Source organism: Paenibacillus sp. AD87 (assembly GCF_001659845.1).
Taxonomy (GTDB): Bacteria; Bacillota; Bacilli; order Paenibacillales; family Paenibacillaceae; genus Paenibacillus; species Paenibacillus marchantiae.
The window spans coordinates 2,727,039-2,753,609 of record NZ_LXQN01000007.1 but is presented as its reverse complement, the minus strand read 5'-3'; the positions used below and the strand labels follow the sequence as shown (position 1 = coordinate 2,753,609).

At 45.7% G+C, this 26,571-nt stretch carries 16 protein-coding genes and 1 riboswitch; of the genes, 12 read left to right on the top strand and 4 right to left on the bottom strand.

Annotation, left to right across the window (positions count from 1 at the left end; all coding sequences use genetic code 11):
* Positions 1 to 35 precede the first annotated feature (35 nt).
* The 5 genes from gpAD87_RS12000 to gpAD87_RS11980 all read left to right on the top strand — a co-directional run bounded on the left by gpAD87_RS12000 (position 36) and on the right by gpAD87_RS11980 (position 7,333).
* Positions 36 to 1,694: an extracellular solute-binding protein gene (locus tag gpAD87_RS12000; protein ID WP_231952522.1), complete on the top strand. Its 1,659-nt coding sequence runs from the start codon at positions 36 to 38 to the stop codon at positions 1,692 to 1,694.
* A gap of 337 nt (positions 1,695 to 2,031) precedes the next feature.
* Positions 2,032 to 3,768, top strand: a complete 1,737-nt coding sequence (locus gpAD87_RS11995) for an extracellular solute-binding protein (RefSeq protein ID WP_064638589.1) — start codon at positions 2,032 to 2,034, stop codon at positions 3,766 to 3,768.
* Between the two features lie 61 nt (positions 3,769 to 3,829).
* Positions 3,830 to 4,744, top strand: coding sequence for an ABC transporter permease (locus gpAD87_RS11990; RefSeq protein ID WP_063565144.1), 915 nt, complete (start codon positions 3,830 to 3,832; stop codon positions 4,742 to 4,744).
* A gap of 13 nt (positions 4,745 to 4,757) precedes the next feature.
* Positions 4,758 to 5,651 carry a carbohydrate ABC transporter permease gene (locus tag gpAD87_RS11985; protein ID WP_082935096.1) on the top strand — a complete coding sequence of 298 codons (894 nt, stop codon included), beginning with the start codon at positions 4,758 to 4,760 and terminating at the stop codon, positions 5,649 to 5,651.
* 59 nt (positions 5,652 to 5,710) lie between these two features.
* Positions 5,711 to 7,333, top strand: coding sequence for a glycoside hydrolase family 13 protein (locus gpAD87_RS11980; RefSeq protein ID WP_064638587.1), 1,623 nt, complete (start codon positions 5,711 to 5,713; stop codon positions 7,331 to 7,333).
* Positions 7,334 to 7,363: 30 nt separating this feature from the next.
* Here gpAD87_RS11980 and gpAD87_RS11975 read toward each other — a convergent pair whose 3' ends face one another.
* Entirely contained in the window at positions 7,364 to 8,257 is an 894-nt protein-coding gene (locus gpAD87_RS11975; protein ID WP_064638585.1) for a LysR substrate-binding domain-containing protein, read from the bottom strand.
* Positions 8,258 to 8,439: 182 nt separating this feature from the next.
* On the opposite strand from gpAD87_RS11975, the gene gpAD87_RS11970 reads away from it, so the two are divergent.
* Together gpAD87_RS11970 and gpAD87_RS11965 are read left to right on the top strand one after the other, a co-directional pair.
* Positions 8,440 to 9,495, top strand: a complete 1,056-nt coding sequence (locus gpAD87_RS11970; protein WP_064638584.1) for a YeiH family protein — start codon at positions 8,440 to 8,442, stop codon at positions 9,493 to 9,495.
* Between the two features lie 616 nt (positions 9,496 to 10,111).
* Positions 10,112 to 13,456: a discoidin domain-containing protein gene (locus tag gpAD87_RS11965; protein ID WP_442950735.1), complete on the top strand. Its 3,345-nt coding sequence runs from the start codon at positions 10,112 to 10,114 to the stop codon at positions 13,454 to 13,456.
* Between the two features lie 125 nt (positions 13,457 to 13,581).
* On the opposite strand, the gene shc is transcribed toward gpAD87_RS11965, so the two are convergent.
* Complete coding sequence (gene shc / locus gpAD87_RS11960) at positions 13,582 to 15,477, bottom strand: squalene--hopene cyclase (protein ID WP_064638580.1); 1,896 nt, start codon at positions 15,475 to 15,477, stop codon at positions 13,582 to 13,584.
* 354 nt (positions 15,478 to 15,831) lie between these two features.
* Here shc and gpAD87_RS11955 point away from each other — a divergent pair, with 354 nt between their 5' ends.
* Positions 15,832 to 17,343: a glycoside hydrolase family 30 protein gene (locus gpAD87_RS11955; RefSeq protein ID WP_064638578.1), complete on the top strand. Its 1,512-nt coding sequence runs from the start codon at positions 15,832 to 15,834 to the stop codon at positions 17,341 to 17,343.
* A 229-nt stretch (positions 17,344 to 17,572) separates the two neighbouring features.
* On the top strand, positions 17,573 to 21,640 hold the full coding sequence (locus gpAD87_RS11950) for an S-layer homology domain-containing protein (RefSeq protein WP_064638577.1): 4,068 nt from the start codon (positions 17,573 to 17,575) through the stop codon (positions 21,638 to 21,640).
* A gap of 120 nt (positions 21,641 to 21,760) precedes the next feature.
* On the opposite strand, the gene gpAD87_RS11945 is transcribed toward gpAD87_RS11950, so the two are convergent.
* Both gpAD87_RS11945 and gpAD87_RS11940 read right to left on the bottom strand, forming a co-directional pair.
* Entirely contained in the window at positions 21,761 to 22,219 is a 459-nt protein-coding gene (locus gpAD87_RS11945) for an OsmC family protein (protein ID WP_063565136.1), read from the bottom strand.
* A gap of 182 nt (positions 22,220 to 22,401) precedes the next feature.
* A complete protein-coding gene (locus gpAD87_RS11940; protein ID WP_064638575.1) occupies positions 22,402 to 23,319 on the bottom strand; it encodes an AraC family transcriptional regulator in 918 nt (305 codons plus the stop codon).
* Positions 23,320 to 23,563: 244 nt separating this feature from the next.
* Between gpAD87_RS11940 and gpAD87_RS11935 the strand changes: the two genes are divergently transcribed.
* From gpAD87_RS11935 to gpAD87_RS11925, 3 genes are all read left to right on the top strand, one after another.
* Complete coding sequence (locus gpAD87_RS11935; RefSeq protein WP_064638573.1) at positions 23,564 to 24,151, top strand: NAD(P)H-binding protein; 588 nt, start codon at positions 23,564 to 23,566, stop codon at positions 24,149 to 24,151.
* Positions 24,152 to 24,236: 85 nt separating this feature from the next.
* Positions 24,237 to 25,223 (top strand): aldo/keto reductase, encoded by a 987-nt coding sequence (locus tag gpAD87_RS11930; RefSeq protein ID WP_064638572.1) that lies wholly within the window; start codon positions 24,237 to 24,239, stop codon positions 25,221 to 25,223.
* A 178-nt stretch (positions 25,224 to 25,401) separates the two neighbouring features.
* Entirely contained in the window at positions 25,402 to 26,379 is a 978-nt protein-coding gene (locus tag gpAD87_RS11925) for an aldo/keto reductase (RefSeq protein ID WP_064638570.1), read from the top strand.
* 76 nt (positions 26,380 to 26,455) lie between these two features.
* A riboswitch (guanidine-I (ykkC/yxkD leader) is annotated at positions 26,456 to 26,556 on the top strand.
* The last annotated feature ends 15 nt before the right edge of the window (positions 26,557 to 26,571 follow it).

The following is a 26,571-nucleotide window of genomic DNA, read 5'->3' as shown; positions in this document are numbered from 1 at the left end:
AACCGACTGACAATCCGGTGAAAGAAGGGAAAGCAATGATCAAGAAGATGGCTGCGTGTGTTGTTGTCGTCAGCTTGATTGCAGGTATCGTATTTTTCAGTATTTCTTACTTTCGGGAATCGCCTATTGGACCAGCAACATCTATACCTGACACAGCCTCCACCGATCCATTTGGCAGATATGAACATCCCGTTTCCATCCGGTTGGGATATGTGGTTGACCCAACTGGTACGGATCTCTCTGAAGGAGAGACATTAGAAAAGAACATGTGGAAAACGGCGATTAAACAAAACCTTAACATTGATGTCGAAGTCATGTGGCAGGTATCCAAAGAGAATTTCGGTCAGAAAATTGATCTGGCTATTGCTAGCAATGATTTGCCTGATGCGATGATCGTTAATCAGGTTCAGTTGAATGAGATGGTCAAAGCGGGAGAAATTGAAGATCTAACCAAGGCATACGCAAGCAGCGCTTCACCCGAGATGAAGAAAATTATCGACAGCACTAATGGATTGGCACGGGAACAAGTGACCTTTGAAGGGAAAATGATGGCTGTTCCGTCTGTGACGGCGGAAGACTTCAGCATGCTCTGGATCAGGCAGGACTGGCTGGATCGTCTTGGGTTGAAACCACCGAAAACGGTGGACGAATTGGAAGCGATCGCGAAGGCCTTTGTGGAGCAGGACCCGGATGGGAACGGAAAACGGGATACGATCGGGCTTGCCTCAAGCACAAGTCTGTTTAACGATTTCAACAACAGTGCTTTTGCTTTTGATCTAACACCGATCTTCTCGGCTTATGGAGCTTTCCCCGGATATTGGCTCGAAAAAGATGGAAAACCTGTATACGGTTCGATTCTACCAGAGACAAAGAACGCTTTGGTCAGGCTTCGTAATATGTATGCCAAAGGTCTCCTTGATCCAGATCTGGGCATTCGCAAAGAGCCAGAGGAAACTGTTATTAGCGGACAGGCGGGGATGTTCTTTCAAGGTTTCTTTGCAGGCTACTGGCCGCTCCCAAGCGCTTGGCTGAATGATCCCAAGGCGAACTGGCAGGCTTACGCGCTCCCACTGGATGCAAATGGAGCATTTCGTGTGAAGGTGGATAACCCCTCAAGTTCTTTCCTGGTGGTTCGCAAAGGGTATGCTCATCCGGAAGCGATCATTAAAATAAACAATCTGTACCTCCGGGATGAGTTCAAGTATGGTACGAGTTTTATGCTCAGCCGCAATTTCTTTGCTCCAGCAGATGAAGCCCGATTTGAATCCAAAGCCGTGCAGGAGATTCTGGCCGGAACCAAATCCCCAGCTGATTTCAAGGACAAGTCCGAATATAAGCTGCTGGAAAATACAGTTTCGACGATAAAACAAACCAAGCTAAAGCCTTATGATCAACTTGGCATTTCGTATTGGGATCAGCACAGTGAGAACTTTATGCGTGGTTATTCATTACTCGTGGGTGGAAGAAACTTCTTTGATCCGAATATTCATAAAGTTCGAAGCCTTACCTACAAACGCACGCCAGCCATGGAGAGCTCGTGGGTTAAACTGTCCAAATTGGAACATGATACGTTTTTGAAAATTATTTTAGGCGCTGCACCGATCGATTCATTCGATCAATTTGTACAGGAGTGGAAGGAACAGGGCGGCGATCAAGTAACTGCTGAAGTGACTGCATCCCAGAATCAACGCTGAAGAGCTAACCTATACAACGCTGAATTCCACACGTTTTTGTACTCAATTCAATCATTCATAGCCGGTAGACTCCTGTTTGAGGAGTTTGCCGGTTTTTCTTTGTACCACACTTGCTTTGCTACCTTCCCTTATTAATGAGGATAGACAAATGTAAGTCAGTAGGTAAGATAAATGTTCACAACCTCCATGTTGCTCGTTGATCCGAGTGAAAACTGTATACATTTCTCTATCCAAACTAGCGTTTAATCCCTATCTCGATTAAGCTTCTCCAAGTTTTATAATGAAAGCGCAAACAACATGATAGAGAAATAATCAGAACGAAGGGGAGTTGAATTTGATGAGAAAAAATTGGTCAATAAAAAGCAAACTGTTGACGAAACGACTGGCTGTGCTGTCCATGTCCGCATTGATGGTTTCCGTCCTTGCAGCCTGTGGGGGATCCTCCAATCCACCGACTGCTGAGGATGCAGGCCAATATGAGGTAACACCTGGAGATCCGTTCAGTGCCTATAAAGACGAAGTGACTGTAACGATGGGGCGTGTTACGACGGCGAACCCGAAATTACCGGCTGGAGATACATATGAGAACAATGCGTATACCCGTCTGGTTAAAGAATCGTTTAACGCACAAATTAAGGACCAATTTGAGGCTAACGGTGAAGATTACAGTCGTCAAGTTTCTCTTGCAATCGCTTCCGGGGAACTGCCCGATATGATGCGTGTCGATTCCAAGGATGAACTTAAAGAACTGGTTGATAATGATCTGATTGAAGATCTGACGGAAGTATACAAACAATATGCCACCGATAACATCAAACAGGTTTACGACTCCTACGATGGCCGTGCACTGGACAATGCCACGATTGATGGCCGACTGATGGGCCTTCCAGCAACCTCTCTGGACTCCGCACCAACTATGGTTTGGGTTCGTCAAGATTGGCTGGATGTGCTGGGAATCAAACTAGATGCTGACGGAGACGGTGCCATCAAGCTCGAAGATGTAGAGAAAACAGCAGAAGAGTTCCTGAAAAAAGATCCTGGGCAAACCGGGAAACCGGTGGGCATTCCTTTTGTGAACACCCTGAATACGACGGACTATAATGGTTCTGCCTACACCATGCTGGGTGTTGCTTCAACCGAAGGGGCGTATCCTCAATATTGGATGAAGGGTGAAGACGGCAGCATCGTTTATGGTTCAACTACAGAGGAAACCAAGCAGATGCTGGGCATTATGGCCGACTGGTTCAAGAGAGGTATCATTGACCCGCAATTTGGAACCCGTACATTTGACGATATCAATGCACTATACACAAACGGTCAGAGCGGAATTGCTTTTGGACCGTGGCACATTCCAGACTGGGGATTGAGCAGTGTTAAACAGATGGATAAACATGCGAAATTCACGGCTTACACGCTGGAAGATGCAGACGGCAAGGTAAACGTGGCACACGCCAATCCATCCGGTCAGTTTATCGTAGTGAGAAAAGGATATGAACACCCGGAACTCGCGATTAAAATTATAAATCTGTTCTACGATAAACTGGCAAATGACAAAGATGTCGCAACTACCATGCCAGAGGCAGCCAAGTATTTGGAAAGCGGCGTAGACGGTTCAACCAGACCTTTTAATATCGAAGTCAACTCGGCAACCTCACTGCTGGATGATTACTCCGACGTCGTTCGTGGAATTAAAGGCGAGATCGGTTTGGATCAAGTTCGTACAACAGAATCGAAGAACAATATTGGCAGTATCCAAACGTACTTGAAAGACCAGGATACGGATGATGTAACAGCTTGGTCGAAATATCACTCACGTATGAACGGAGTGGGGCTAATTGATAAGTTGACCCAAGAAGGCAAATTTAACTGGATGACGCCAGCGTTCTCTGGAACTACACCAAGCATGAAACAGACGTGGGCTAACCTGACCAAAATGGAACAGGAATCTTTCATCAAAATCATAACGGGTGCAGAACCGCTGGATTACTTCGAAACATTCGTCACCAATTGGAAGAAACAAGGCGGCGATCAAGTGATCCAGGAGATCGAAGCCGAGACCACATCCCAAAAATAATTAAGCTAACACTGCTGATAGGCTGCGCTAAGCAGCCTTTCTTCAGGAAAGGGGTTCATCCATGAAGCAGGAAAAATATAAAGCAAGAAACCGCTTGGGCACGGGTGCCATGTATCATATGATGATGCTGCCAGGCATTTTATTTTTGCTGGTATTCAGCTACATTCCAATGGTTGGTGTCATTACGGCGTTTCAGGATTATGTACCAGCCAAAGGTATGTTTGGCTCCGAGTTTGTTGGACTCAAGCATTTTATTTATATGTTCAAACTGCCGGACATCGGCCAAGTGATCAGCAATACGTTGGTGATTGCCATCGCCAAGATTCTACTCGGGACACTGATGGCCATCATTTTTTCCATTTTATTAAATGAAATCCGTTTTAAATTCGTTAAAAAATCCGTGCAGACCATTGTATATCTGCCTCACTTTTTGTCTTGGGTCGTTCTGGCCTCCGTGGTCGTTAACATGTTCAGCCTGGATGGAAGTGTAAATCAGATTTTAGCCTTTTTCGGCTTGGAAAATATTAATTTTCTCGGAAGCAATACCTGGTTCCAACCGCTAATTATCGGGACGGACGTATGGAAGGAATTCGGTTATAGTTCCATCGTTTATTTGGCTGCAATTACCTCGATTGATCCCGGCCTATATGAAGCGTCAGGCATAGATGGAGCGAGCTGGTGGAGAAAAGTATGGCATATTACATTGCCGGGTATGCTGCCTATTATCCTGCTCATGGGGGTCATGAGTCTGACCAATATTTTGAGCGCAGGCTTCGATCAAATCTACAATCTGTATAACCCGGTTGTCTATGAGTCGGGCGATATTCTGGATACCTATGTATACCGGATTGGTCTCGTTGGCAGACAGTATAGTTTTGGTACGGCTGTTGGGTTGTTCAAGTCAGTGATCGGTATTGTTCTATTATTGTCCGCCAACGAATTGGCCAAAAAATACACCGACAGAAAAATATTCTAAGGAGGCGAAACTTGTGTCTTATTCCGCAAGCCTGAAAGACCGAATGGGCCGGTTTGTCATCTACGCCATCGTTATATTGCTGGCTTTGATCTGCCTCCTTCCATTATGGAATATCGTTGCGATTTCATTCAGCAGCAGTGAGGCCGTCTCGGCCAATGCCGTAGGTCTGTTACCCGTCAAGTTTACAACAGCCGCTTATTCGAAAATTATTGAGGATGCGCAGTTCTGGCGATCCTTTGGCATATCCGTTCTACGTGTGGCTCTATCCCTTGTCCTCAACATGATTCTTATTGTTTTGATGGCTTACCCGCTCTCCAAATCGAAAAGGGAGTTTAAGGGCAGAAATATATATATGAATGTCATGATTTTTGCCATGCTGTTCAGTGGGGGCATGATCCCTAGTTATCTGTTGATCAAAAACCTGGATATGCTCAATACGATTTGGTCGCTTGTACTGCCAGGTGCTGTCCCGATATTCAGTGTCATCCTTGTGATGAACTTCTTCGCCGCAGTACCTAAAGCGCTTGAAGAAGCGGCTTTTATCGATGGAGCAAACGCCTTGCAGGTCCTGTTCAAAGTGTATGTGCCCGTGTCTATTCCGGCGCTGGCGACCGTATCCCTGTTCAGTATCGTGGGCACGTGGAATGACTTCTTTAGTGGATTGATCTATATGACCAAAGTCAGCAATTATCCGTTAATGACCTACATACAGTCTCTTAACGTAAATATTGCTGAACTTCTGCAATCCGGCACAAACTCAGCTCAGCTCAGCAATCTGACTGAGATTTCGAACAAAAATCTAAATGCAGCCAAAATCGTAGTGGCTGTCATTCCGCTGCTGCTGATTTATCCGCTTCTGCAAAAATACTTTGTAACCGGAATTGTTGTGGGGTCGGTAAAAGAATAATAGTGAATGAAACGGATATTGGATAAGTAGAATCTGGTTCAAGAGAAAGGTGGTGCGTTATGGGAAATAAAAATTGGTGGAAAGAAATTGTCGTATATCAAATTTATCCCCGCAGCTTTCAAGATAGCAATGGTGACGGAATCGGGGATCTGAAAGGTATTTTATCCCGACTCGATTATCTGAAGGATCTTGGCATCGGTGCGATCTGGCTGTCACCAGTGTGCAAGTCCCCGCAAGATGACAACGGGTATGACATTTCCGATTATCAGGATATCGATCCGATGTTTGGTTCACTTGAAGATATGGAATTGCTGATTCAGGAGGCGGGCAAGCGGGACATCCGAATTATCATGGATCTGGTGCTTAACCACTCATCCGACGAACACCCCTGGTTTAAGGAAGCCCGGAAAAGCAAGGATAATCCGTACCACGATTATTATGTGTGGAGAGATGGTGTGGAAGGAACACCGCCGAACGATTTAGGTTCAACGTTTGGTGGATCGGCTTGGGAATGGGTTCCCGAGCTGGGACAGTATTATCTGCATCTTTTCTCTGTTAAACAACCGGATCTCAACTGGGAGAACCCCAAGGTACGGCAGGAGATATACGATATGATTCAATGGTGGATGGATAAAGGCGTAGGTGGTTTCCGTCTTGATGTTATCGATCTGATTGGCAAGCAGCCTGACCTCAAAATTACAGGCAATGGGCCAAATCTGCACCAATATATGCGTGAACTCAGTAAAGAGACATTCCAGAAAGGTGATCTGCTAACCGTCGGAGAAACCTGGGGAGCAACGCCCGAGAGTGCCAAGCTTTATAGCAACCCGGACGGCAGTGAACTATCCATGGTCTTCCAATTCGAACATATTAGTCTGGACGAGCAGGAGGGGAAAGGAAAGTGGGATCTTCAGCCGCTGGATCTGCTTCAATTAAAGAAAGTGTTATCCAAATGGCAGACCGAGCTGAAAGGAGAAGCCTGGAACAGCTTATTCTGGAACAACCATGACCTTCCGCGGATCGTGTCCCGTTGGGGAAATGACGGGGAATATCGTGTGCAGTCTGCCAAAATGCTGGCGACTCTTCTTCATGGCATGCAAGGTACGCCATATGTGTACCAGGGTGAAGAGTTAGGCATGACAAACGTACGTTACTCCATTGAAGAATACCGTGATATTGAGTTGCTGAATCTGTATAAGGAACGGGTCGAGAATGGGTATCCAGAGGAAGAAGTGATGGAATCCATTTATGCAAAAGGCCGTGATAACGCACGTACGCCGATGCAGTGGGATGCTTCCGAAAATGCGGGTTTTACGGAAGGCAAACCATGGATCTTGGTAAATCCGAATTACACGGAGATTAATGTGGAAGAATCTATACATGATCCAGATTCCATTTACCATTACTATAAAACACTGATTCAGCTGCGAAAAGAGCATGAAGTGATCATCTATGGGGATTATGAACTGTTGTATCCGGAAGACACCAACCTTTTTGCTTACACACGAACACTTGGTGATGCCAAATTGCTAGTCCTGTGCAACTTCTATGGCAAAGTTGTTCCATTCCAGCTTCCAAGCGAATTTGCAGGGGATAAAAGATTATTAATTAGTAACTATTCGGACGTTGTTTCAGAAAACGCACTTCGTCCTTATGAAGCAAGGATGTATCTGCTTGTGTAATTTCAAAAGAGGGTTGAGGGCGAATAGCCTTCAACCCTCTTTTTTGACAAAAAGAAGCTTTTGCAAGAAAACATCAAGCGCCATGGAATGTGAATGTTCCTTGTGGCGAATGATGGAGAAGCTGCGTTCCAGATGCAGCTGTCTAATTCGCAGTTCTTCGACTTCCCCGGTTGCCAGCTCCTTATGAACAATCCACCTGGATACCATAGCAATTCCAAGTCCCGCAGCAACAGCTTCCTTTACACCCTGACTGCTGGTGAAAACATAGGACCGCTTGGGACGGATTGCAGTCTGTTTCATAAAATGATCGCTAAACGCGCGTGTTCCCGAACCCAACTCACGAAGAACCCAGACCTGATCCTGAAGCATATTCTGCTCTACCACAACGGAACCGGTGAGGGGATGACCGGAAGGAGCTACAACGATCATCTCATCTTTTATGTAAGGGATAACGTCAAGGTCAATCGAGGCTTGAGCTTCACCCTCCACAAATCCGATATCCAGTTGATTTCCCCTAACCGCAGACAGAATCTCTTGGGTATTGCCAATCGTCACCTGAATGTTGACCTGCGGATACTGCGCTGCGAATTCTGCCAATTTCTTAGGCAAAATGTATTCACCGATGGTGAAGCTAGCTCCGATCTGAATGCTTCCGGTCACCTCATTCCGCAGCATCTGAATCTCCTGCCGAGCTTCATCGTAGCGGGCCTGAATGACTTTGGCATGTCTGTAGAGGATTGCCCCCGCTTCAGTCAGGGACACTTGTTTTGGAGAACGATGCAGCAGCTTGGCTCCCAGCTCATTCTCCAGATTTTTGATATGCAGGCTCACCCCAGGTTGGGACAGATTCAGCAGTTCTGCGGCCTTGGAGAAATGGCTTTGCTCCGCAACGGTAACGAAGACTTTTAACGCATCAGTTATCATTAGAATTCCTCATTTGAACAGTGTATTTTCTTGGTTATAAGCCTATTGAGCTCATTTTAGCATAAGAAATCTAACCAATCATAAGTTTTTATAATGATTAGGATCGCAGATTCATATTTCACTTCCTTCCTGTCTACTTCTATAGTAAGGATATACTTTATCCAACAAGGAAGTGTGGAGCTATGATTTTACAGACACAATTGAGATTCGTTAAAAACATAAAAGGTGTTAGGAACAGGGGATTTCTGCAAGGGATCGGTCTGACTTTACTGCTCTCGTTTATTGCCAAGTTGCTGGGTTATCTACCGTTCTTAAATATTATGGGTCAATTGGTTATTGCAATTCTGCTTGGTATCCTGTACCGGGCAGTGCGTGGCGTTCCGCTGACCGCTCAATCAGGGATCTCCTTTTCGGCAAAACGATTACTGCGGTTTGGCATCATCCTGCTTGGTTTGAAGCTGAACCTTCTGGATATTGTCCATGCAGGCTACAAAGTCGTTGCGCTAGCGGCAATCAATGTTGTTGTTACGATTTTTGTTGTCTACGGACTGAGCAAATGGTTAAAGATCGACAAACGAATAGGGCTGCTGACTGCTTGTGGAACAGCAATCTGCGGTGCAGCGGCAGTAGTCGCGATTGCGCCACAGATCAAGGCCAAAGATGAAGAAACGGCAGTAGGTGCGGCCACGGTAGCTATATTGGGAACAATCTTCACCCTTGCATATACATTGTTATACCCGGTATTGGGTTTAAGTGCGAAAGGATATGGCTTATTCACAGGAGCTACACTGCATGAAGTGGCACACGTCATCGCTGGGGCTGCACCTGGAGGGCAAGCGGCACTGGATATGGCAGTCATCGTGAAGTTAACCCGAGTCGCCATGCTCGTGCCGATTGCGCTGATCATCGGTTTGTGGAGTGCACGACAGGCGCGTGGTGGAGAGCAAAAATCATCTAAAGGTATCCGCTGGCGAGAATTGCCAGTGCCCTGGTTCATTTTCGGTTTTCTGGCTATGAGTGGATTAAACACGCTGGGTATTATTCCACAAGAGATGATCTCGGGACTTCTGGTTCTGTCCTATATGCTACTGGCGATGGCGATGGCTGGATTGGGGTTGGGTGTGGATATTGCAACCTTCCGTCGTCTAGGCAAGAAACCTTTTTTGGCAGGATTACTGGGCTCTATGGTGTTGTCCATTCTCGGCTTCATGCTCGTTTGTGGCTTTGGCCTGAACTAAGGCGTGTGTTCAAACTTAGGTATTCCCCTAAATGACGTTAACAAAAAGCACGCATTGACCCTAAGTGGATCAATGCGTGCTTTTTGTTGTTTGAAAGATGCTGGTCATTAGATCCAGAATGAACACGAAAGGAATAGTATAAATCCATCGCTTGAAAAAATATAAATATTTCCCTCTTTTGGTTCAAAAGTCCGAAATACACACAGGAAAGTCTGGATAACGATGTATTTTCTGCTCGCAAGCCTTAAGGCTGCTCGTTAACATCCAAAAAGGAACATCAGAAGTCCGAATACCGTCTCTAGGGGTCCGATAAGGAGAATTGGAAGCGGTTTATACTTAATCTATTCCAGAGATGACAAATCCAAGCAGAAAAGCAAATCAGTTTATCCAAGAAACTCCTCAAGGTAAGTAGCGACCCAATATTATGGTTTCACAATCCTTTTTGAATGCCTTTGCTATTTTTTTGTCATGTACTTTGATAAGGGGGTGATGATCGGCGCAGCGAAAAAATAAGGAAGATCAACCGTCCATTTTCATTGAAAAACCATTTTGCTAATAACCTGAGGAGGAATTGAATTTGCGCAACAAGTACATTATGTGGTCACTCGTATTAACGATGCTGATCTCGAACGTATTCCTGACTGTCGGATTTCCATCTCCTGTATCAGCAGCCGAAAGACCGGACCTGGCAAAGGGCAAACAGGTTACCGCGAGCGGGTACAACCAAACATACAGCCCGACCAATGTGATTGACAGTAACCAAGCAACCTATTGGGAAAGTACGAATAGCGCGTTCCCCCAATGGATTCAAGTGGATCTTGGCACCAACACCAACATTGACCAAATCGTATTGAAGATTCCGACAGTGTGGGAAAAGAGAACCCAAACGATAACCGTGCAAGGCAGCACGAACGGTTCATCGTTCACAGATATCGTAGGTTCTGCGGATTATGTATTTAATCCATCGGTTGGGGAGAACTCGGTTACTATCGATTTTTCTGCTGTCGAGACAAGGTACGTTCGCTTAAGCGTAACGGGCAATTCCGAGTGGCCGGCAGCTCAACTGTCGACATTTGAAATTTACGGTCCAGCCAGTGAGGGACCAACGCTACCTGGCCCCGATCCTGTGGATCCCCCAATCATCCCTACAGAGGGAAGCAACATCGCCATCGGTAAGTCGATTACTGCATCGTCCAGTACCTTATCCTTCGTAGCTGCGAATGCAAACGATAACAATATCAATTCGTACTGGGAAGGGGGCAGCAATCCAAGCTCACTGACGTTGGATCTCGGCTCCAATCATAAGATTACGTCCATTGTACTTAAACTAAACCCGGATCCGGTCTGGAGCACCCGAACACAGACCATTCAAGTGCTTGGACATAACCAGGATACAACCACCTTCAGCAATCTGGTTTCCGCCCAATCATATACATTCAACCCGGCTTCCGGTAACACAGTGACCATTCCCGTTACAGCAACGGTTAAACGTCTGCAACTGAACATTACCACGAACTCGGGCGCTCCTGCCGGGCAAATTGCTGAATTTCAGGTATTCGGCACACCTGCACCCAATCCTGATCTGACGATTACAGGCATGTCCTGGTCTCCATCGTCTCCAGTGGAGAACAATGCCATCACCCTTAATGCCATCGTCAAAAACATTGGTTCCGCTGCTTCTCCAGCTTCTAACGTCAACTTCTATCTGAACAACGAGCTAGCAGGTTCCTCATCAGTAGCTGCTTTGCAAGCAGGGGCTTCGACTACGGTCTCGCTTAATGCTGGCAATAAAGCAGCTGCATCATATACGCTCAGTGCCAAAGTGGATGAGAATAACCAGATCATTGAAGAGAATGAGGGAAACAATAATTACACACACGCTTCTTCTTTGGTGGTTGCACCGATTACAAGTTCTGATCTGGTAGGCACGGTCTCTTGGAGTCCAGGAACCCCTTCAGCAAACAGCACAGTAACATTTACAGTTAATCTGAAAAATCAAGGCAACATGGCCTCCGCAGGTGGTGCACACGGAGTTACAGTGGTTCTCAAGAACGCTGCCGGAGCAACACTTCAGACGTATAGTGGTTCCTATACCGGTACATTGGCACCTGGAGCTTCGGTCAATGTCAATGTAGGTACCTGGACTGCTGTAACTGGTAACTACAATGTGACAACTACCGTAGCAGTGGACAACAATGAAGCTCCGGTCAAACAAACGAATAACGTCGTTACAACAGGTTTGAACGTATATTCAGCTCGTGGTGCAAGCATGCCTTATACCCGGTATGATACGGATGATGCTACGCGTGGTGGCAGTGCCACACTGAAATCCGCACCAACCTTTGATCAGGCTCTTACGGCTTCGGAAGCCTCTGGCCAGCGATATATCGCACTTCCTTCCAACGGTTCTTATGCTCAATGGACGGTTAGACAAGGGGAGGGAGGCGCAGGTGTAACCATGCGATTCACGATGCCGGATTCCACAGATGGCATGGGTCTTAACGGCGCACTTGACGTTTATGTTAACGGGACCAAGGCCAAAACGGTTCCTTTGACCTCCTACTACAATTGGCAGTACTTCTCCAGTGATCATCCGGGGGATACGCCAAGTGCAGGACGTCCGTTGTTCCGTTTTGATGAAGTGCACTGGAAACTGGATACACCTCTAAAAGCTGGAGATACCATTCGTATTCAGAAAAACAATGGAGATAACCTGGAATACGGTGTGGATTTCCTCGAAATCGAACCCGTTCAAGCGGTGATCCCGCGCCCGGCTAACTCTGTCTCTGTAACCGATTTTGGTGCGATTGCAAATGATGGAAAAGATGACCTTGCCGCATTCGAAGCGGCAGTCCAATCCGCGGTATCTACAGGCAAGACTCTATATATCCCTGAGGGCACGTTCCATCTAGGCAATATGTGGAAAATTGGTACGCCGACGAATATGATTAACAACCTCACCATTGTAGGTGCAGGCATCTGGCATACGAACATTCAGTTTACTAACCCTAATGCAGCCTCAGGCGGAATTTCTTTCCGTGTGCAGGGTAAGCTGGATTTCAGCAATATTTATATGAATTCCATGCTGCGTTCGCGCTATAACGAGAATGCAGTTTACAAAGGTTTTATGGACAATTTCGGTAAAAATTCAAAGGTTAGCAACGTATGGGTTGAGCACTTTGAATGTGGTTTCTGGGTAGGGGATTACGCCCACACACCTGCAATCATTGCCGATGGCCTAGTGATCGAGAACAGTCGTATTCGGAATAACCTTGCTGACGGTGTCAACTTTGCCCAAGGCACGAGCAATTCGACTGTACGCAACAGCAGTGTCCGCAACAATGGTGATGATGGTCTTGCCGTATGGACTAGCAACGTGAATGGTGCTCCTGCCGGTGTGAACAACACATTCTCGTTCAACACGATTGAGAATAACTGGCGCGCAGCAGGCATTGCATTTTTTGGTGGCAGTGGACATAAGGCAACCAACAACCTGATTGTTGACACGGTTGGCGGTTCGGCGATCCGGATGAACACTGTTTTCCCTGGATACCATTTCCAAGATAACACAGGTATTCTGTTCTCCGATACAACGATTATTAACAGCGGCACGAGTAAAGATCTGTACAATGGTGAACGCGGAGCTATTGATCTTGAAGCTTCCAACGATTCCATCAAGAACGTTACGTTTACCAATATTGATATCCTCAATACGCAGCGCAGTGCTGTTCAATTCGGATACGGCGGCGGTTTCCAGAATATTGTGTTTAATAACATCAACATTAATGGTACCGGTCTGGACGGAATTGAGACATCTAGGTTCACAACCCCACATAAAGGTGCAGCAATATACACCTATACCGGTAATGGTTCTGCCACATTCAATAATCTGACAACAAGCAACATTGCCAACCCTAATGTGAATCAGATTCAAAATGGCTTTAATTTGATCATTCAATAAATTATTTCAAACAAAAACAGGGAGCTCTATGAGTTCCCTGTTTTTTAGGTTACTTTGATGAAGTAAGGTGAACATTGATTGATCCGGATTTGAAATATTGAAAAAATAGCCCGTAAAGTAAGTTTTTAAGATGCCCCATATTTGCTTCTGTAGTGACTTAATGTGAGAAGAGGCCAAATATATGTATAGCTGTGATAATGGGAATAAAAGTTCCCGGGAAGACCTGCGCCTGTGGGATATGAGGTTCTCCAATCGTTCTCGTGCATTGATGCAATAAGCCGTAGAACGCCTTGATTCATCTCAGGTGTAGGCTTGGGTTGGACTGCAATGAGCGCGTCAAGTGCCCAAGCGGTCTGGGAAGGAGTACTTTCCCCTAATGGCACATAGTGCAAGAGTCGGTCACTTTGACAGGATTCTCCCCAGCCACCGTCGGAGTTCTGGATGCTTAAGAGCCACTGCGCTCCTTTTTGCACTGTATCATGGCTTGCAGGTAGCCCAACTGCCTTAAGACCGGTTAATGCTGCCCAGGTACCATAGATATAACATACGCCCCATCTTCCGTACCATGAGCCATCCTTTTCCTGGTTTCGAATGAGCCATTTCGTTCCACGATTGATCCATTCATGCCTGGTATCAAGCCCGGCAAAGTTCCCGAGATACTCGAGGGTACGTCCTGTCAAGTCAGCCTCTGAAGGGTCTGTTGCCGCAGATTTGGCACCATCGATGGCGAGCCAGGTGAGCATCTCCTTGTTCGTGTTTTTTTCGAATGCCGGCCAGCCGCCATCTTTATTTTGCATGGACAGAATCCAATTCAGTCCACGATTCCAGGATTCCTGAACCTTGGGAAGAGTAGTGGACAAGCTTCGAATAGCCCGTAAAGCTGCTGTTGTATCATCCACGTCTGGATTGATTGTATTCGACTGCGAAAATCCCCATCCTCCGGGGACTGTATTCGGATTATGGATGCTCCAGTCGGCTCTTTTATCTTGCTGACGGGAGAGCAAATAGGAGGCCGCGAGTTGAATAGCCTTATGGTCATCGGTAAGAGAAGCCTCCTGCAATGCGTAGGTGATTAAGGCCGTATCCCATACGGTAGAGGGGGAGTTTTGAATCGTTGTTTGACTTCCAGAAGAACGGCACTGCATTGCCGTGAGTCCGGTTATGGCTTTTGTAATCAGGGGATGCTGCTTATCGTATTTTAGGGCCAATAGGGCAAAGATCATGAGAATTGTACTGCTGGCGTAGCTGTATAATGTGCCATCAGACTCAATCCGCTCTATTATGAACTGTTCCGCCTTCGTTCGTGCAGTGTCGTGGATGTGGCGAGGGTTACCGATCAGTCGGCTGCTTCCGCTTAGAATGTCGTCCTGCATTTCCTGATATCCCGGAGTCGTTAGCTCATCTCCAACATTTCGTGAGTCGGTCAGATCAGATAGATCGGGCGCATGGGGTGGTGTAAGGGCGAAGCGCAAGTCGGCCATAATGAGCATGGGAGTGAGGTGAACTCTGGAATAACCGGAAAATTCAAAATAGTTGATGGGAAAATAGGAAGGGAACATCAGTATCTCCAGGGGGATCATAGAGATGGATAAAGGCCATTTCATTTGTCCGGTAGCGGCAAGTATGGATTTGGTCAAAATGCTGCTAACTTTTCCAATACCTCCTTTGGACTGAATATACTGTTTGGCCCGCTGGATTGGCTCGTCCGTACTCTGGCTGTACCCGGAGTATAGCAGGGCGTAGTACGCTTCAACCGATGCGGATAAATTTCCATCCTCTTCATCGGCGTACAATTTCCAGCATCCATCCTGTTGCTGTTCGTTAAGGATACGATCATGCAACTCCCGGATCAGCGCTTCATTCGGGACTTCCAATATCCGAAAGAGAATGATGACATAAGCATCAATTACCGTACCGTTCTCAAAACAAAAATGCCAGGAACCATCTTGTTGCTGCTGTTGAAGCAAGGAAGTCATGATCCGATTTATTTCCTCATCAATTGCGCTCAGTACATGGCTCATTCCAGGGATACCTCCAGAAGACGTCATTTTTGTATTATATGATGGCAGACTGGGGGAAATGAGGAGCAGAATGAGCGTGGAATCCAGTCCATTTCAGGGTTTTCTACAATTTTATATAAAAAAATAAAATTTACTGTTGAAATTTTTTCCAATAAAGTGTATAAATATCTTTGTTAACGCTTACAAGATTTTGATTTCCATCTTTCTCCGATACCCTTCAAAAAGGAGGTGAAAGTACTACAACATGCAATAACTGAAAAAAGGACTTTATGATTTTTAAAATGAAATCGATTTCATTTTGTAGTATTTGATATTCGGCAGTCCAAATTATAATAAATCAAAGGAGATATGTTTATGAAGATATGGAAAAAGAGTGCGTTAGTGTTGCTGTCCACTTTTCTGGTAACGGCGGGTTCATATGGTTCATATATGCCCAAGACTGCGCATGCAGCGGGTGAACAGGTGGAGGTATGGATTTCAACTTCAGACCCCAATTCCGAACCGGCAGTGGGGCTTAGAACAGATGCCAGACTCACTAAGATTGCATCAAAAAACTTCAGTAGTAACTCAGGCAATGCCGATGTTACCATTACGGTTAACGAAAACCAAACGTATCAGCAGATGGATGGTTTTGGAGTGTCATTAACGGATGCGTCCGCATGGCTCATGAACTACAAGCTGGATAACAATAAGCGCGCGGAAGTCATGGAGAGGCTGTTTGGCAACACAGGCATTGGACTTAGCTTATTGAGACAGCCGATCGGAAGCTCCGATTTTGCTTGGGCCGCCTATACCTATGCCGATACGGCAAATGATACTTCACTCAGTCAATTCACGATCGACCGGGACAAGGCTTACATACTGCCCATGGTCAAAGCGGCAATCGCCAAGAATCCCAATATCAAAGTAATGGGTTCCCCATGGAGTGCGCCTGCCTGGATGAAATATTCCAACAATCTGAACGGCGGCAAACTGAAAGCAGAACACTACGGAACATATGCGAATTATTTCAAAAAGTACATTGAAGCCTACCAGGCCGAAGGGGTACCCATCTATGCTGTTACGTTGCAAAACGAGCCAATGTACGAGCCATCCCATTATCCTTCCATGGGTATGAATGTAGAGGATCAGACGGGCTTTATCGGCGATTATCTTGGACCAACACTCCGCAATGCCGGAATCAACACCAAGATTATTGCATTCGACCATAACTTTCTGAACTGGACCTTCCCGAACCAGGTCATTACGAATCTGAAGAACGCAGGTAAGGGCAGCTACGTATCCGGGAGCGCATTCCACCATTATGACAGTGGGGACGGATCAACAATGACCTCCATGCATAACAGTCACCCGGACAAGGAAGTTTGGTTCACGGAGGGTGGTTTCGGCAACTGGAATGATCCACAGAATGGTACCTCATCAGGTTTCGATAATATGATGAACGAGTTCATTAATATTACGAGAAACTGGTCCAAATCGATCATTCTCTGGAATGCTGCCCTAGATCAAAAAGACGGTCCAGCATTGCTTTCACCGAACAACACGAACAAAGGCATGATTACAATCCGCAACTCGGACAACCGTAATGACGCACCTGAGAATAATGTCACATATCACAAACAATATTATTTGCTGGGTCACTTTAGTAAATTTGTAGTTCCAAATGCATACCGCATTGACAGCAACACCGGATCTGAAGTCAAAAATGTGGCTTTCCGCAATCCGGACGGTTCCAAAGTGGTAGTTGCCTACAACTCTTCCAGTTCGTCGAAAAATGTGAAGGTCCAATGGGGCAGCCAAAGCTTCGTTGTCACTATTCCAGGCAAGTCCGCTATGACGTATAAATGGAATGGAAATGTTTCTTAAGGAATAGCAGGAATTCAGATTTCCGCATCCAACAAGCTAAGGGCCGCGAGCAGTCGCGGCTCTTTTCATGGGCTTTTATTTAAAAATCATCCATCGTATACATTTGTTGTGGTTTTTACATATTCAAGGATTTTACAATTTTAATATTATGAATTTTTAGTTTAACTGTCCTCTTACATTGGGTTGATATACTAGCCTGAGCTTTTATATGGGAGAGGGGTTAGACAACTTGAAAGACATCAATCAACGCTGGGTAGCGACGATCCTTGTGGCAGTAATGGTTATCCAATCATTCTGGACATTTGCAGGAATCGGACATGCTGCAGCATCAGAAAACCTTAATACCAACAATTTAGCGAAAAACGTGGTGATCAGCCATTTTTATGGAGGCAAAAAAGACGACGTACTCGACGTGTACGGCAACGACTTTGTAGAACTATATAATCCGACAGCAGAGCCTGTTTCGCTGAACGACTGGTCTATACAATTTGCTGATAACCAAAAGAATAACTGGAAGGCAGCTCAGCTAGGGACAATGACTGCCCAGATTCCGGCATTTGGTTATTATCTGATTGCGCTTGGCAGCAATGGTAATGTCGGGGAGCAGCTTCCACAGCCGGATGCCACTGAAGCTTCATTCAAATTAGGCAACAACAGCGGGAAGCTGGTTTTGTTAAATACGACACAACTGTTGACAGCTAACGATCCAACGGCAGATGTTTTACATGAAAATGTAATTGATTTTGTTGGATATAGTGCTGACGCTTATTGGGGAAGTTCGGCGCCGGAAGCGGGCAAGCAGAGCACCATGCAGCGTTTGGTGTATGATCCGCTGAATCCAGAGAATAGCACGACTGCAGCTGCGTTTCCGAATCGCGGAAACAACTGGGACACTCGGAATAACGGAAATGACTTTGAGAAGGTCAAAGGGGCGAAGGCTCGCAATTCAAGCACAACTTCCGCTTATGTCATTCTGGAAAGTAATCAAAGGTTAGAGATGCAATCGGCTTCGAGCGTAGATCCTGTACATAACAAGATTACGTTGAATGCATTTGGAGGTTTGGTTAAGCAGGGACCATGGACATCCGATGATTTCAGTGTGCTGGGCCTCCCGGCAGGATTCACTGCTGAAGCCAGTGCGAACGAAGATCAGATCGAAGTGACCATAACTGGAGACGGTACCGGAAATGTGGTTTCAGACAGCCTTCTGACATTTGAGATTCATCCTGGTGCGTGGGATCAAGTACACAGACCAGTCTCATCCTTAACGGTGTATCAAGGAAGCAATACTGTAACATTGGCACAGTTCACACCTTCCAATAAGATTGTAGCCACATTGGACTCCTCATCGTCCAACATTCGAATGAACGGTGCGAAGAACTTGAATACCACGATTCAACTCAATCTTAGCGCCGGCCTTCCCGTGGATGGAGTACTGGACTCGAATGCTTACAGTGTGACGGGCCTTCCTGAGGGAGACTGGAGTATCAAGGCTGAGGGCCGAAGCAGTGATCGTACAATTACACTCTCCATTTCGGGTACATCCACTTCTGCTGTCATGAACTCCGTCATGCTGAATGTGACGTTAATGGCTGAGGCAGTACAGGATACGGACTGGCTGGCTTCGGAAATGATCGGCGTCCCCCTGCTTCGGTACAGTCAACCACTTCTGGCTGATGAGAATCGCAAACATGCCGTTGAAGACAGCATCATAGCGGACAATACAGGTTTTAATGACCCTGCCACCAAAGAATTTAAATATGGAAGTGATGCCATGGGAGCGAACGAATACACCTTCCTGCGCGGTACACATTCCTTATTCAAAGCGGATCTGGAAGCCGGTCTTATTCCTTCTCCAAATTCGATAATTCCAGGCTGGAATGAGAAGGACATTCTTACGTACACGCAAGGCGACGCGCATATTCAGAATGTGGGGACTTTTAACGATAGTACCAACCAAATGGTGTTCAGCTTAAACGATGTGGATTCTTCCGGAATCGGCAGCTTTTATGACGATCTGATTCGCTTTGTTACAAGTGTTTATGTAGTCAAATACGAAAAAGACAGCTCTGCGATTACCAATCTGCAGGACGCCGATTTCCGGGATGTATCTCGAACCTTTCTAAATACCTATAAAGATACGCTGATAGAGATTAATAGCGAGAAAAACCCCAAGAACACCAAGTTGACCAAAAGCAATGTAACGGCTTATACGAAAGAGGTCATGGACAAAGTCTCCAAAGTGTCTTATGAGGAAGCTTTGCAAAAATTGCTCGGCAAGCGGGCACTTGATGGGAAATTGAACATTGCTGGCAACTCCGATAAGTTTGAATCCGCTACAGATGCAGAGAAATCTTCCCTGCAAGCCGCTTGGGAAGCATACAAATTACAAGTCAGAAGCAATTTCCCGAACCTGAGTGACGATGAGTTCGATGCCTATTTTAAGATCAAGGATATTGTACGCCGTATTCATCAGGGAATTGGCAGCATTGGAGTTGAACGGTACAATGTGTTAATCGAAGGAGCAAGTGAGGCCAATACGGATGATATTCTGCTTGATGTGAAAGAGCAGACTCGGGACGCCAATGTATCGAAAGATGCTTATCTTAAAACTTCAGTTGATCCCGATTCTTATCTGGGTGTACTTGAAGCAATGAATCGCTCATATCTGATCAAGGAAGTCTCACCTTTTAAAGGTGATTACACAGATAAGCCATTTAAGAACAAACAAGAGCTGGAGCAGTATTTGGTCGATGCGGCCAAGGCTTATGCTTATGCAAGTTCACGCTTGGACAAGGTATCCGATGAGTTGGACTATCGTTTTGAGGAACGTTTTGTAACGAATATCGTACCCATCTGGGATGATTTGCAGAACTTTATTCTTAATGCAGCGGAGGATTACTCCCACCAGGTCGCAGCGGATTTTGCGCTTGTAAAGGAAGATATGCGAAACGGGAAGCTGATTGACGTTTCCACATTGGATGATTTATCCGTTGATCAAGGTTCTTTGACTCCAGCATTCAATCCTGCAATTACGGCGTATACTCTGAATGTTGAACAAGCAACAGACTCCATCAACATTACGGCGAAGGCTACGGATAGCCAGGCTGCCTTGTCTGCCAAAGGTGAACCTTATCTAAACGGAATAAACCAATCGTTCGGGCTGTCCGTTGGAAAAAATGTAATTCCAATTACGGTGCAAGCACGTAATGGATCAAGCAAGACTTACAGTATAACTGTCGTCAGAGCCGGAGATTCCACCTCGGTTCCACCAACGTCTTCGACTCCTTCAACTCCAACTGGAGGAACGAATGGTGATCAAACGGGTACCAATGCCAACAGTGGAACGATTAGTGTGAATGGTGGATCGTTGAGCTTGGGCGGGGTCAAAATCAATGTGCCAGCCGGAGCGATGGAGAGCAGCATCGTCATTTCCGTAAATAAAGTAAGCCAAACGTTGAATCTGTTTACCGATTCCACATTGAAACTGCTCGGAGATGTCTATGAGATTACTGCAAGCAAGAGCGGGAATTTCAGCAAACCGGTAACTGTCACCTTGCCATTCGACAAGAACAAGGTGGACTTTGACAAATCAATAGTGGGATTGTATTGGTTCAACGAGCAGGCCCAAAAGTGGGTTTCACTCGATAATATGAAAGTGGATCAAATGAATGGAACGGTATCGGGAACCATTAATCATTTTACCAAGTTTGCTGTTCTGGTATCCGATAAGACCGTAACGCAAGCTCCGGAAGGAACCAAGAATTTCACGGATCTCGTAGGACATTGGGCTTCCGGCAGTATTATGGATTTGGTTGAACTCGGTGTGATCCAGGGTTATCCGGATAACAGTTTCAGACCGGATCAAAAAATTACCAGAGCCGAATTTGTTACTCTTATCATTAAGGCTTTACATCTGCAAGGCTTTGCTGACAAAGGATTTGCCGATACTACGACGCATTGGGCGCAAGACGCAATTTCCACTGCGGCAGGTCTGGGCATTGTGAATGGATATAGTGATGACACCTTTGGTCCAGATGAATTGGTGACCCGTGAGCAAATGGCGACAATGGTCGTTCGTGCAGCGCAGATCGCTGATTCAGACAGTAATATCAGCTTCTCCGACGGCGCTGAAATATCCGGTTGGGCACGTTCAGCACTTGCTGCCGCCATTACTAATGGGCTTGTTAACGGTTATCCAGACGGAACATTGAAACCAAAAGGGAATACAACTCGCGCAGAAGCCGCTGCACTCATCGAAAGAACTATTCAATTGACAAAACAATTCACAAAATAAATCCAAGATTTTAAAAAGGCTGCTCTCCAGCAAGTTTAACTTGCTGGGAAGCAGCCTTTCTGTATTGTTTGTATGTTTTTGTATTGCTTATATCTTTTTGTACCTGGTTCATTCGTTTTGTTACAATGATATCCCATTTTCGATAATGACGCGATTGAGCTTAGTATTTACCGGATTGGAAATCGTATCACCCACAGGACATTTACTTTCTAGAAATTGTACAAATGATTCAACTTTTTCTTCAGATGAACTGGTTTTGATATAAAACGTGTATCGAATATCGGAATAACCGGGGCGTACATCAGATCGGTTAAAAAATCCGTCAAGATCCAGTTCACCTTCAACTTCAACTCTGAAATCATCAAGTACAACATCGAATTTGGATGCATAGACCCGGGCCACAATGGATTGACATGCGCCAAGGGAGGCAAGTAAAGCTTCTACAGGATTCATTCCTGTATCCGTACCACCGAGGTTTGTTGGCTCATCGATGATCAGTTCGAATTGTCTTGCTTTGGTGATTACTTTAACCCCATCTTGTAGGTGTGCAGTAGCTTTGAAAGTCTGAACATTAGCCATCCGATACCTCTCCTTTATAAAACATTGTATGTAACTTGGTTTAGTATGGATTATAGTTCCATGAATCACAAGTTGTCAATATAAGGATGGGAATAGAATTAGATAGTCACTCTTTAAATTAAAAAATGGATAGCGTATTGGCTATCCATTTCTCTAACATTTCAACTTCTCAGTCGGTGTACTTATTCACTCATAACATGATCATATTTTTCCTTCAAACGTTTGATATCTGCTCTCGGCGGCGCGCCGAACATGCGGGAGTACTCCCGGCTGAATTGGGACGCACTCTCGTAACCAACCCGGAATGCTACATCCGCAGCATCAGCTGACTCAGCCATAAGGAGTCGACGTGCTTCCTGAAGCCTCAGCTGCTTCTGAAACTGAAGTGGGCTCATGGCGGTAATTTCTTTGAAATGTCGATGGAACGAGGACACACTCATATTGGCTGTCTCCGCAAGATCTTCGATTCGAAAAGGCTGCTCCCAATGTCGAACAATATGCTCAATGGCTTCCCGAATCCGGTAGCTACTGCTGCCTTCCACTGCAATCTGGGCCAGTTCAGCTCCATAAGGTCCCTGCAAAAGCCGGTACAGGATCTCCCGCGTATAGAGTGGGGCAAGGAACGGGATTTCTCCCGGCGTATCCAGCAGCCGAACCAGTCGAAGTACAGCATCTTGAATGGAGGGCTCCATCTGTCCAACAAATAGGGCGCGTCTGGCGTTTTCTTTAGAGGTGACCTTAATATTACATTCATTCAGTACTTCAAGAATCTGGTTCTGTGTAAACTCAAGCTTCAGACTCAGGTAAGGCATATCAGTGGATGCTTTTATAATCTGACCAATCACTGGAAGGTTCATTGAAGCAATCAGATAATTGGAAGGTCCGTATTCGAATCTTTCCTGTGCCAGCAAGATTTCTTTCAAGCCTTGAACGATCACACAAAAGGAAGGCTTGTAAACCCTGTAAGCAGGCTCACTTATGCTGGAATGCTGATAGACATACAGGGAAGGGATTACGGTTTCCTTAGAGCTGTTATGAATGGAATGGCGCTTGATTAGTTCGGTGAGTTCCTGTTTCAGCTGCACTGCGTTATCTGACATACATATCCTCCTTGCAAGTTGTTCTTGCTTCATTATAAGACTTAACGACCTTAGACAAAAGTGGGCCTGAGAGGATCAGGCAATCAATTAAGACAAATGATATACCGCTTCGCTCCTTCAGTTCGGCATAATAATATTAGGCTCGCAGAATCAAGCAAGGGGATGCTAAAAGGCAATCAGCCAGCAAACCTGTATTACTTCTACGAATATAGCAACTTTATCCTGAACAAAAGGAGATATGGGAATGAGTCATGTATTAGTTTTGGGTGCCAACGGTCAAATCGCCCGTGAAGCGATAGACTTGTTTCTCAAGGAAACCGATGTCAGGCTAACACTCTATTTGCGGAAATCCAGCAGGCTTGGAAATATCGATTCGAATCGTGCACGTGTGATCGACGGTGACGTGATGGATCAAGTCAAATTGAAAGACGCCATGAATGGCGTGGATGTTGTCTATGTCAATCTTGCAGGTGATCTGGAACAGTACGCCAGAATCATCGTGGAAACGATGAAATCTGCAGGAGTGAAACGTCTGATTTTTATCAGTTCTATGGGGATCTACGATGAAGTGCCTGGACAGAAGTACAGCAGCATATTGGACCCTTATCGTAAAGCAGCTTCCATTGTTGAAGCTTCAGATCTAGATTATACAATCTTACGGCCAGCGTGGTTTACCAGATCAAACGAGATTGATTATGAAATAACCCAGAAAGGCGAGCCTTTCAAAGGAAGCGAAGTATCCTGTAAAAGCGTGGCTGCTTTGGTTGTTAAGTTGGCAGAGTCACCAGAACTGGAAATACGACGCAGTCTTGGTGTGAGTAAACCCCATTAATTCAGTGTACTCCTAAATGGAGATAATAAATTCATGTACGTTAGTTCACATTCACATCATTTGAATGAAGAAAGGAAGTTTTATGATGCAAAAACGAACACTGGGAAATAGCGGATTGGAAGTTTCGGCAATTGGGCTTGGTTGTATGGGAATGAGCTACGGGTATGGTCCGGCTTCGGACAAAACGGAAATGATTGCGGTCATACGGGAAGCTGTTGAACACGGTGTAACTTTCTTTGATACCGCCGAAGTCTATGGTCCATATATCAATGAAGAACTCGTTGGCGAAGCACTTTCCCCTGTACGCGATCAGGTTGTCATAGCGACGAAGTTCGGATTTGACATTCAAGGTGGCAAACAGAGCGGGATGAATAGCCGTCCTGAGCAGATCAGGAAAGTTGCTGAAGAGTCTCTTAAACGACTTAAGATCGAGGCAATTGATTTGTTTTACCAGCACCGTGTTGATCCGGATGTGCCGATTGAAGAGGTTGCCGGAGCCGTGCAGGATCTGATTCGAGAAGGTAAAGTGAAGCATTGGGGGTTATCGGAAGCTGGCGTGAACACGATTCGACGTGCGCATACCGTTCAGCCAGTCGCTGCTGTTCAGAGCGAATATTCCTTATGGTGGAGACGTCCGGAAGAAGAACTGATTCCAGCGCTTGAGGAGCTCGGTATTGGGTTTGTCCCTTTTAGTCCTTTGGGTAAAGGATATCTCACGGGAAGTTTTAATGCGAAAACAACGTTTGATCAGGGGGATTTGCGTAATATTCTGCCACGCTTCACGCCCGAGGCGCTCGAGGCCAATCAAGTGCTGGTTGATCTGTTGAAAGAGAAGGCGGAGAAGATGCAAGCTACCCCTGCGCAAATCGCACTTGCTTGGTTGCTGGCCCAAAAACCATGGATTGTACCGATCCCGGGAACGCGCAAGTCAAGTCGTCTCAAAGAAAATATGGGTGCGGCGGACATTAAACTTACACCCGAAGATGTACAGAGCATTAATGAAGCAGCTTCAAAAATTACCCTGATGGGTTCTAGATATACGGAAGAATTGGAGAGAAGAACGGGTCTTTGATCCATTTTAGTATGCCAGAAAGATGGGTGGAAAGGTTGAGTAAACGCTTATCGAACCAAGTGAAGCAAATTGTAATCGAGAGATTGGAGTCCCAGATCAAATGGGAAGAAAATCCGATTTTCAAAGAATTGTATCTCAGTTATTGGATAAAATTAACTTCATAAAGGAGTGTTTGATTATGGAATATGTAAAACTGGGTCGCACCGGACTGGACGTTTCGAGATTATGTCTTGGTTGCATGAGCTATGGAGTCCCTGAACGCGGAATCGCTCCATGGTCGTTGAATGAGGAAGAGAGTCGTCCTTTTATCCAAAAAGCGCTGGACATGGGTATTAACTTCTTTGATACAGCCAACGTCTATTCGGATGGTACAAGCGAAGAAATCGTGGGTCGTGCGTTGAAGGATTTTGCTCGTCGTGATGAGGTTGTTATTGCAACAAAGGTTTACTTCCGCATGAAGCCGGGGCCAAACGGTGCAGGTTTGTCGAGAAAAGCCATTATGAATGAGATTGATAACAGCTTGAAGCGCCTAGGGACCGATTATGTGGATCTGTATCAGATCCATCGATGGGACAACAGTACTCCAATTGAAGAAACGATGGAGGCCCTTCATGATGTCGTTAAGGCGGGGAAAGCCCGATATATTGGAGCTTCTTCAATGTACGCCTGGCAATTTATGAAGGCTCAGCATACGGCGGAACGCAATGGATGGACCCCATTTGTCTCCATGCAGAATCTGTTGAATCTGATGTATCGGGAAGAAGAGCGGGAAATGCTGCCTCTCTGTCGTGAAGAGGGGGTTGGTATCATTCCGTGGAGTCCTCTTGCCAAAGGGCGTCTTACCCGGGATTGGGATGAAAAAACAGCCCGTTCATCGAACGACGAGGCAGGAGACCGACTTGCTGCGGGAATGGTTGATGCCGATCGTAAAATAGTGGAGACTGTCGCTGATATTGCGAACAAACGAGGTGTTTCCAGAGCAACCGTTGCACTGGCATGGGTATTGCAAAAAGAAGGTGTCACCGCACCAATTGTTGGTGCAACAAAAGAACATCATCTGGAGGATGCCGTAACAGCCTTGTCCGTGAAGCTAGATGCGCAGGAGATTGCAAGCTTGGAGGAATACTACGTACCACACAAAATATACGGCATGTAAGTTCCCTCTAGCCTAGTAGCGAAAAAGGGTTGCCAATCAAAAAGAATTGTGTATAATTGGAGTCACATCAAAATACTCAAATGTTTTCTAGGGTTCCGCGACAGTTATGTCGGTCTGGTCCGAGAGAAAACTCACAGCCTATTGGTTGTGTCACGGAGGGACAAAAGCCTGGGAGATGAACTGCTTAATGCA

Coding starts and splice junctions, on each gene's coding strand:
- gpAD87_RS12000 (WP_231952522.1), top strand. CDS start 36: ATGATCAAGAAGATGGCTGCGTGTGTTGTTGTCGTCAGCTTGATTGCA.
- gpAD87_RS11995 (WP_064638589.1), top strand. CDS start 2,032: ATGAGAAAAAATTGGTCAATAAAAAGCAAACTGTTGACGAAACGACTG.
- gpAD87_RS11990 (WP_063565144.1), top strand. CDS start 3,830: ATGAAGCAGGAAAAATATAAAGCAAGAAACCGCTTGGGCACGGGTGCC.
- gpAD87_RS11980 (WP_064638587.1), top strand. CDS start 5,711: ATGGGAAATAAAAATTGGTGGAAAGAAATTGTCGTATATCAAATTTAT.
- gpAD87_RS11975 (WP_064638585.1), bottom strand. CDS start 8,257: ATGATAACTGATGCGTTAAAAGTCTTCGTTACCGTTGCGGAGCAAAGC.
- gpAD87_RS11970 (WP_064638584.1), top strand. CDS start 8,440: ATGATTTTACAGACACAATTGAGATTCGTTAAAAACATAAAAGGTGTT.
- gpAD87_RS11965 (WP_442950735.1), top strand. CDS start 10,112: ATGCTGATCTCGAACGTATTCCTGACTGTCGGATTTCCATCTCCTGTA.
- shc (WP_064638580.1), bottom strand. CDS start 15,477: ATGAGCCATGTACTGAGCGCAATTGATGAGGAAATAAATCGGATCATG.
- gpAD87_RS11955 (WP_064638578.1), top strand. CDS start 15,832: ATGAAGATATGGAAAAAGAGTGCGTTAGTGTTGCTGTCCACTTTTCTG.
- gpAD87_RS11945 (WP_063565136.1), bottom strand. CDS start 22,219: ATGGCTAATGTTCAGACTTTCAAAGCTACTGCACACCTACAAGATGGG.
- gpAD87_RS11940 (WP_064638575.1), bottom strand. CDS start 23,319: ATGTCAGATAACGCAGTGCAGCTGAAACAGGAACTCACCGAACTAATC.
- gpAD87_RS11935 (WP_064638573.1), top strand. CDS start 23,564: ATGAGTCATGTATTAGTTTTGGGTGCCAACGGTCAAATCGCCCGTGAA.
- gpAD87_RS11930 (WP_064638572.1), top strand. CDS start 24,237: ATGCAAAAACGAACACTGGGAAATAGCGGATTGGAAGTTTCGGCAATT.
- gpAD87_RS11925 (WP_064638570.1), top strand. CDS start 25,402: ATGGAATATGTAAAACTGGGTCGCACCGGACTGGACGTTTCGAGATTA.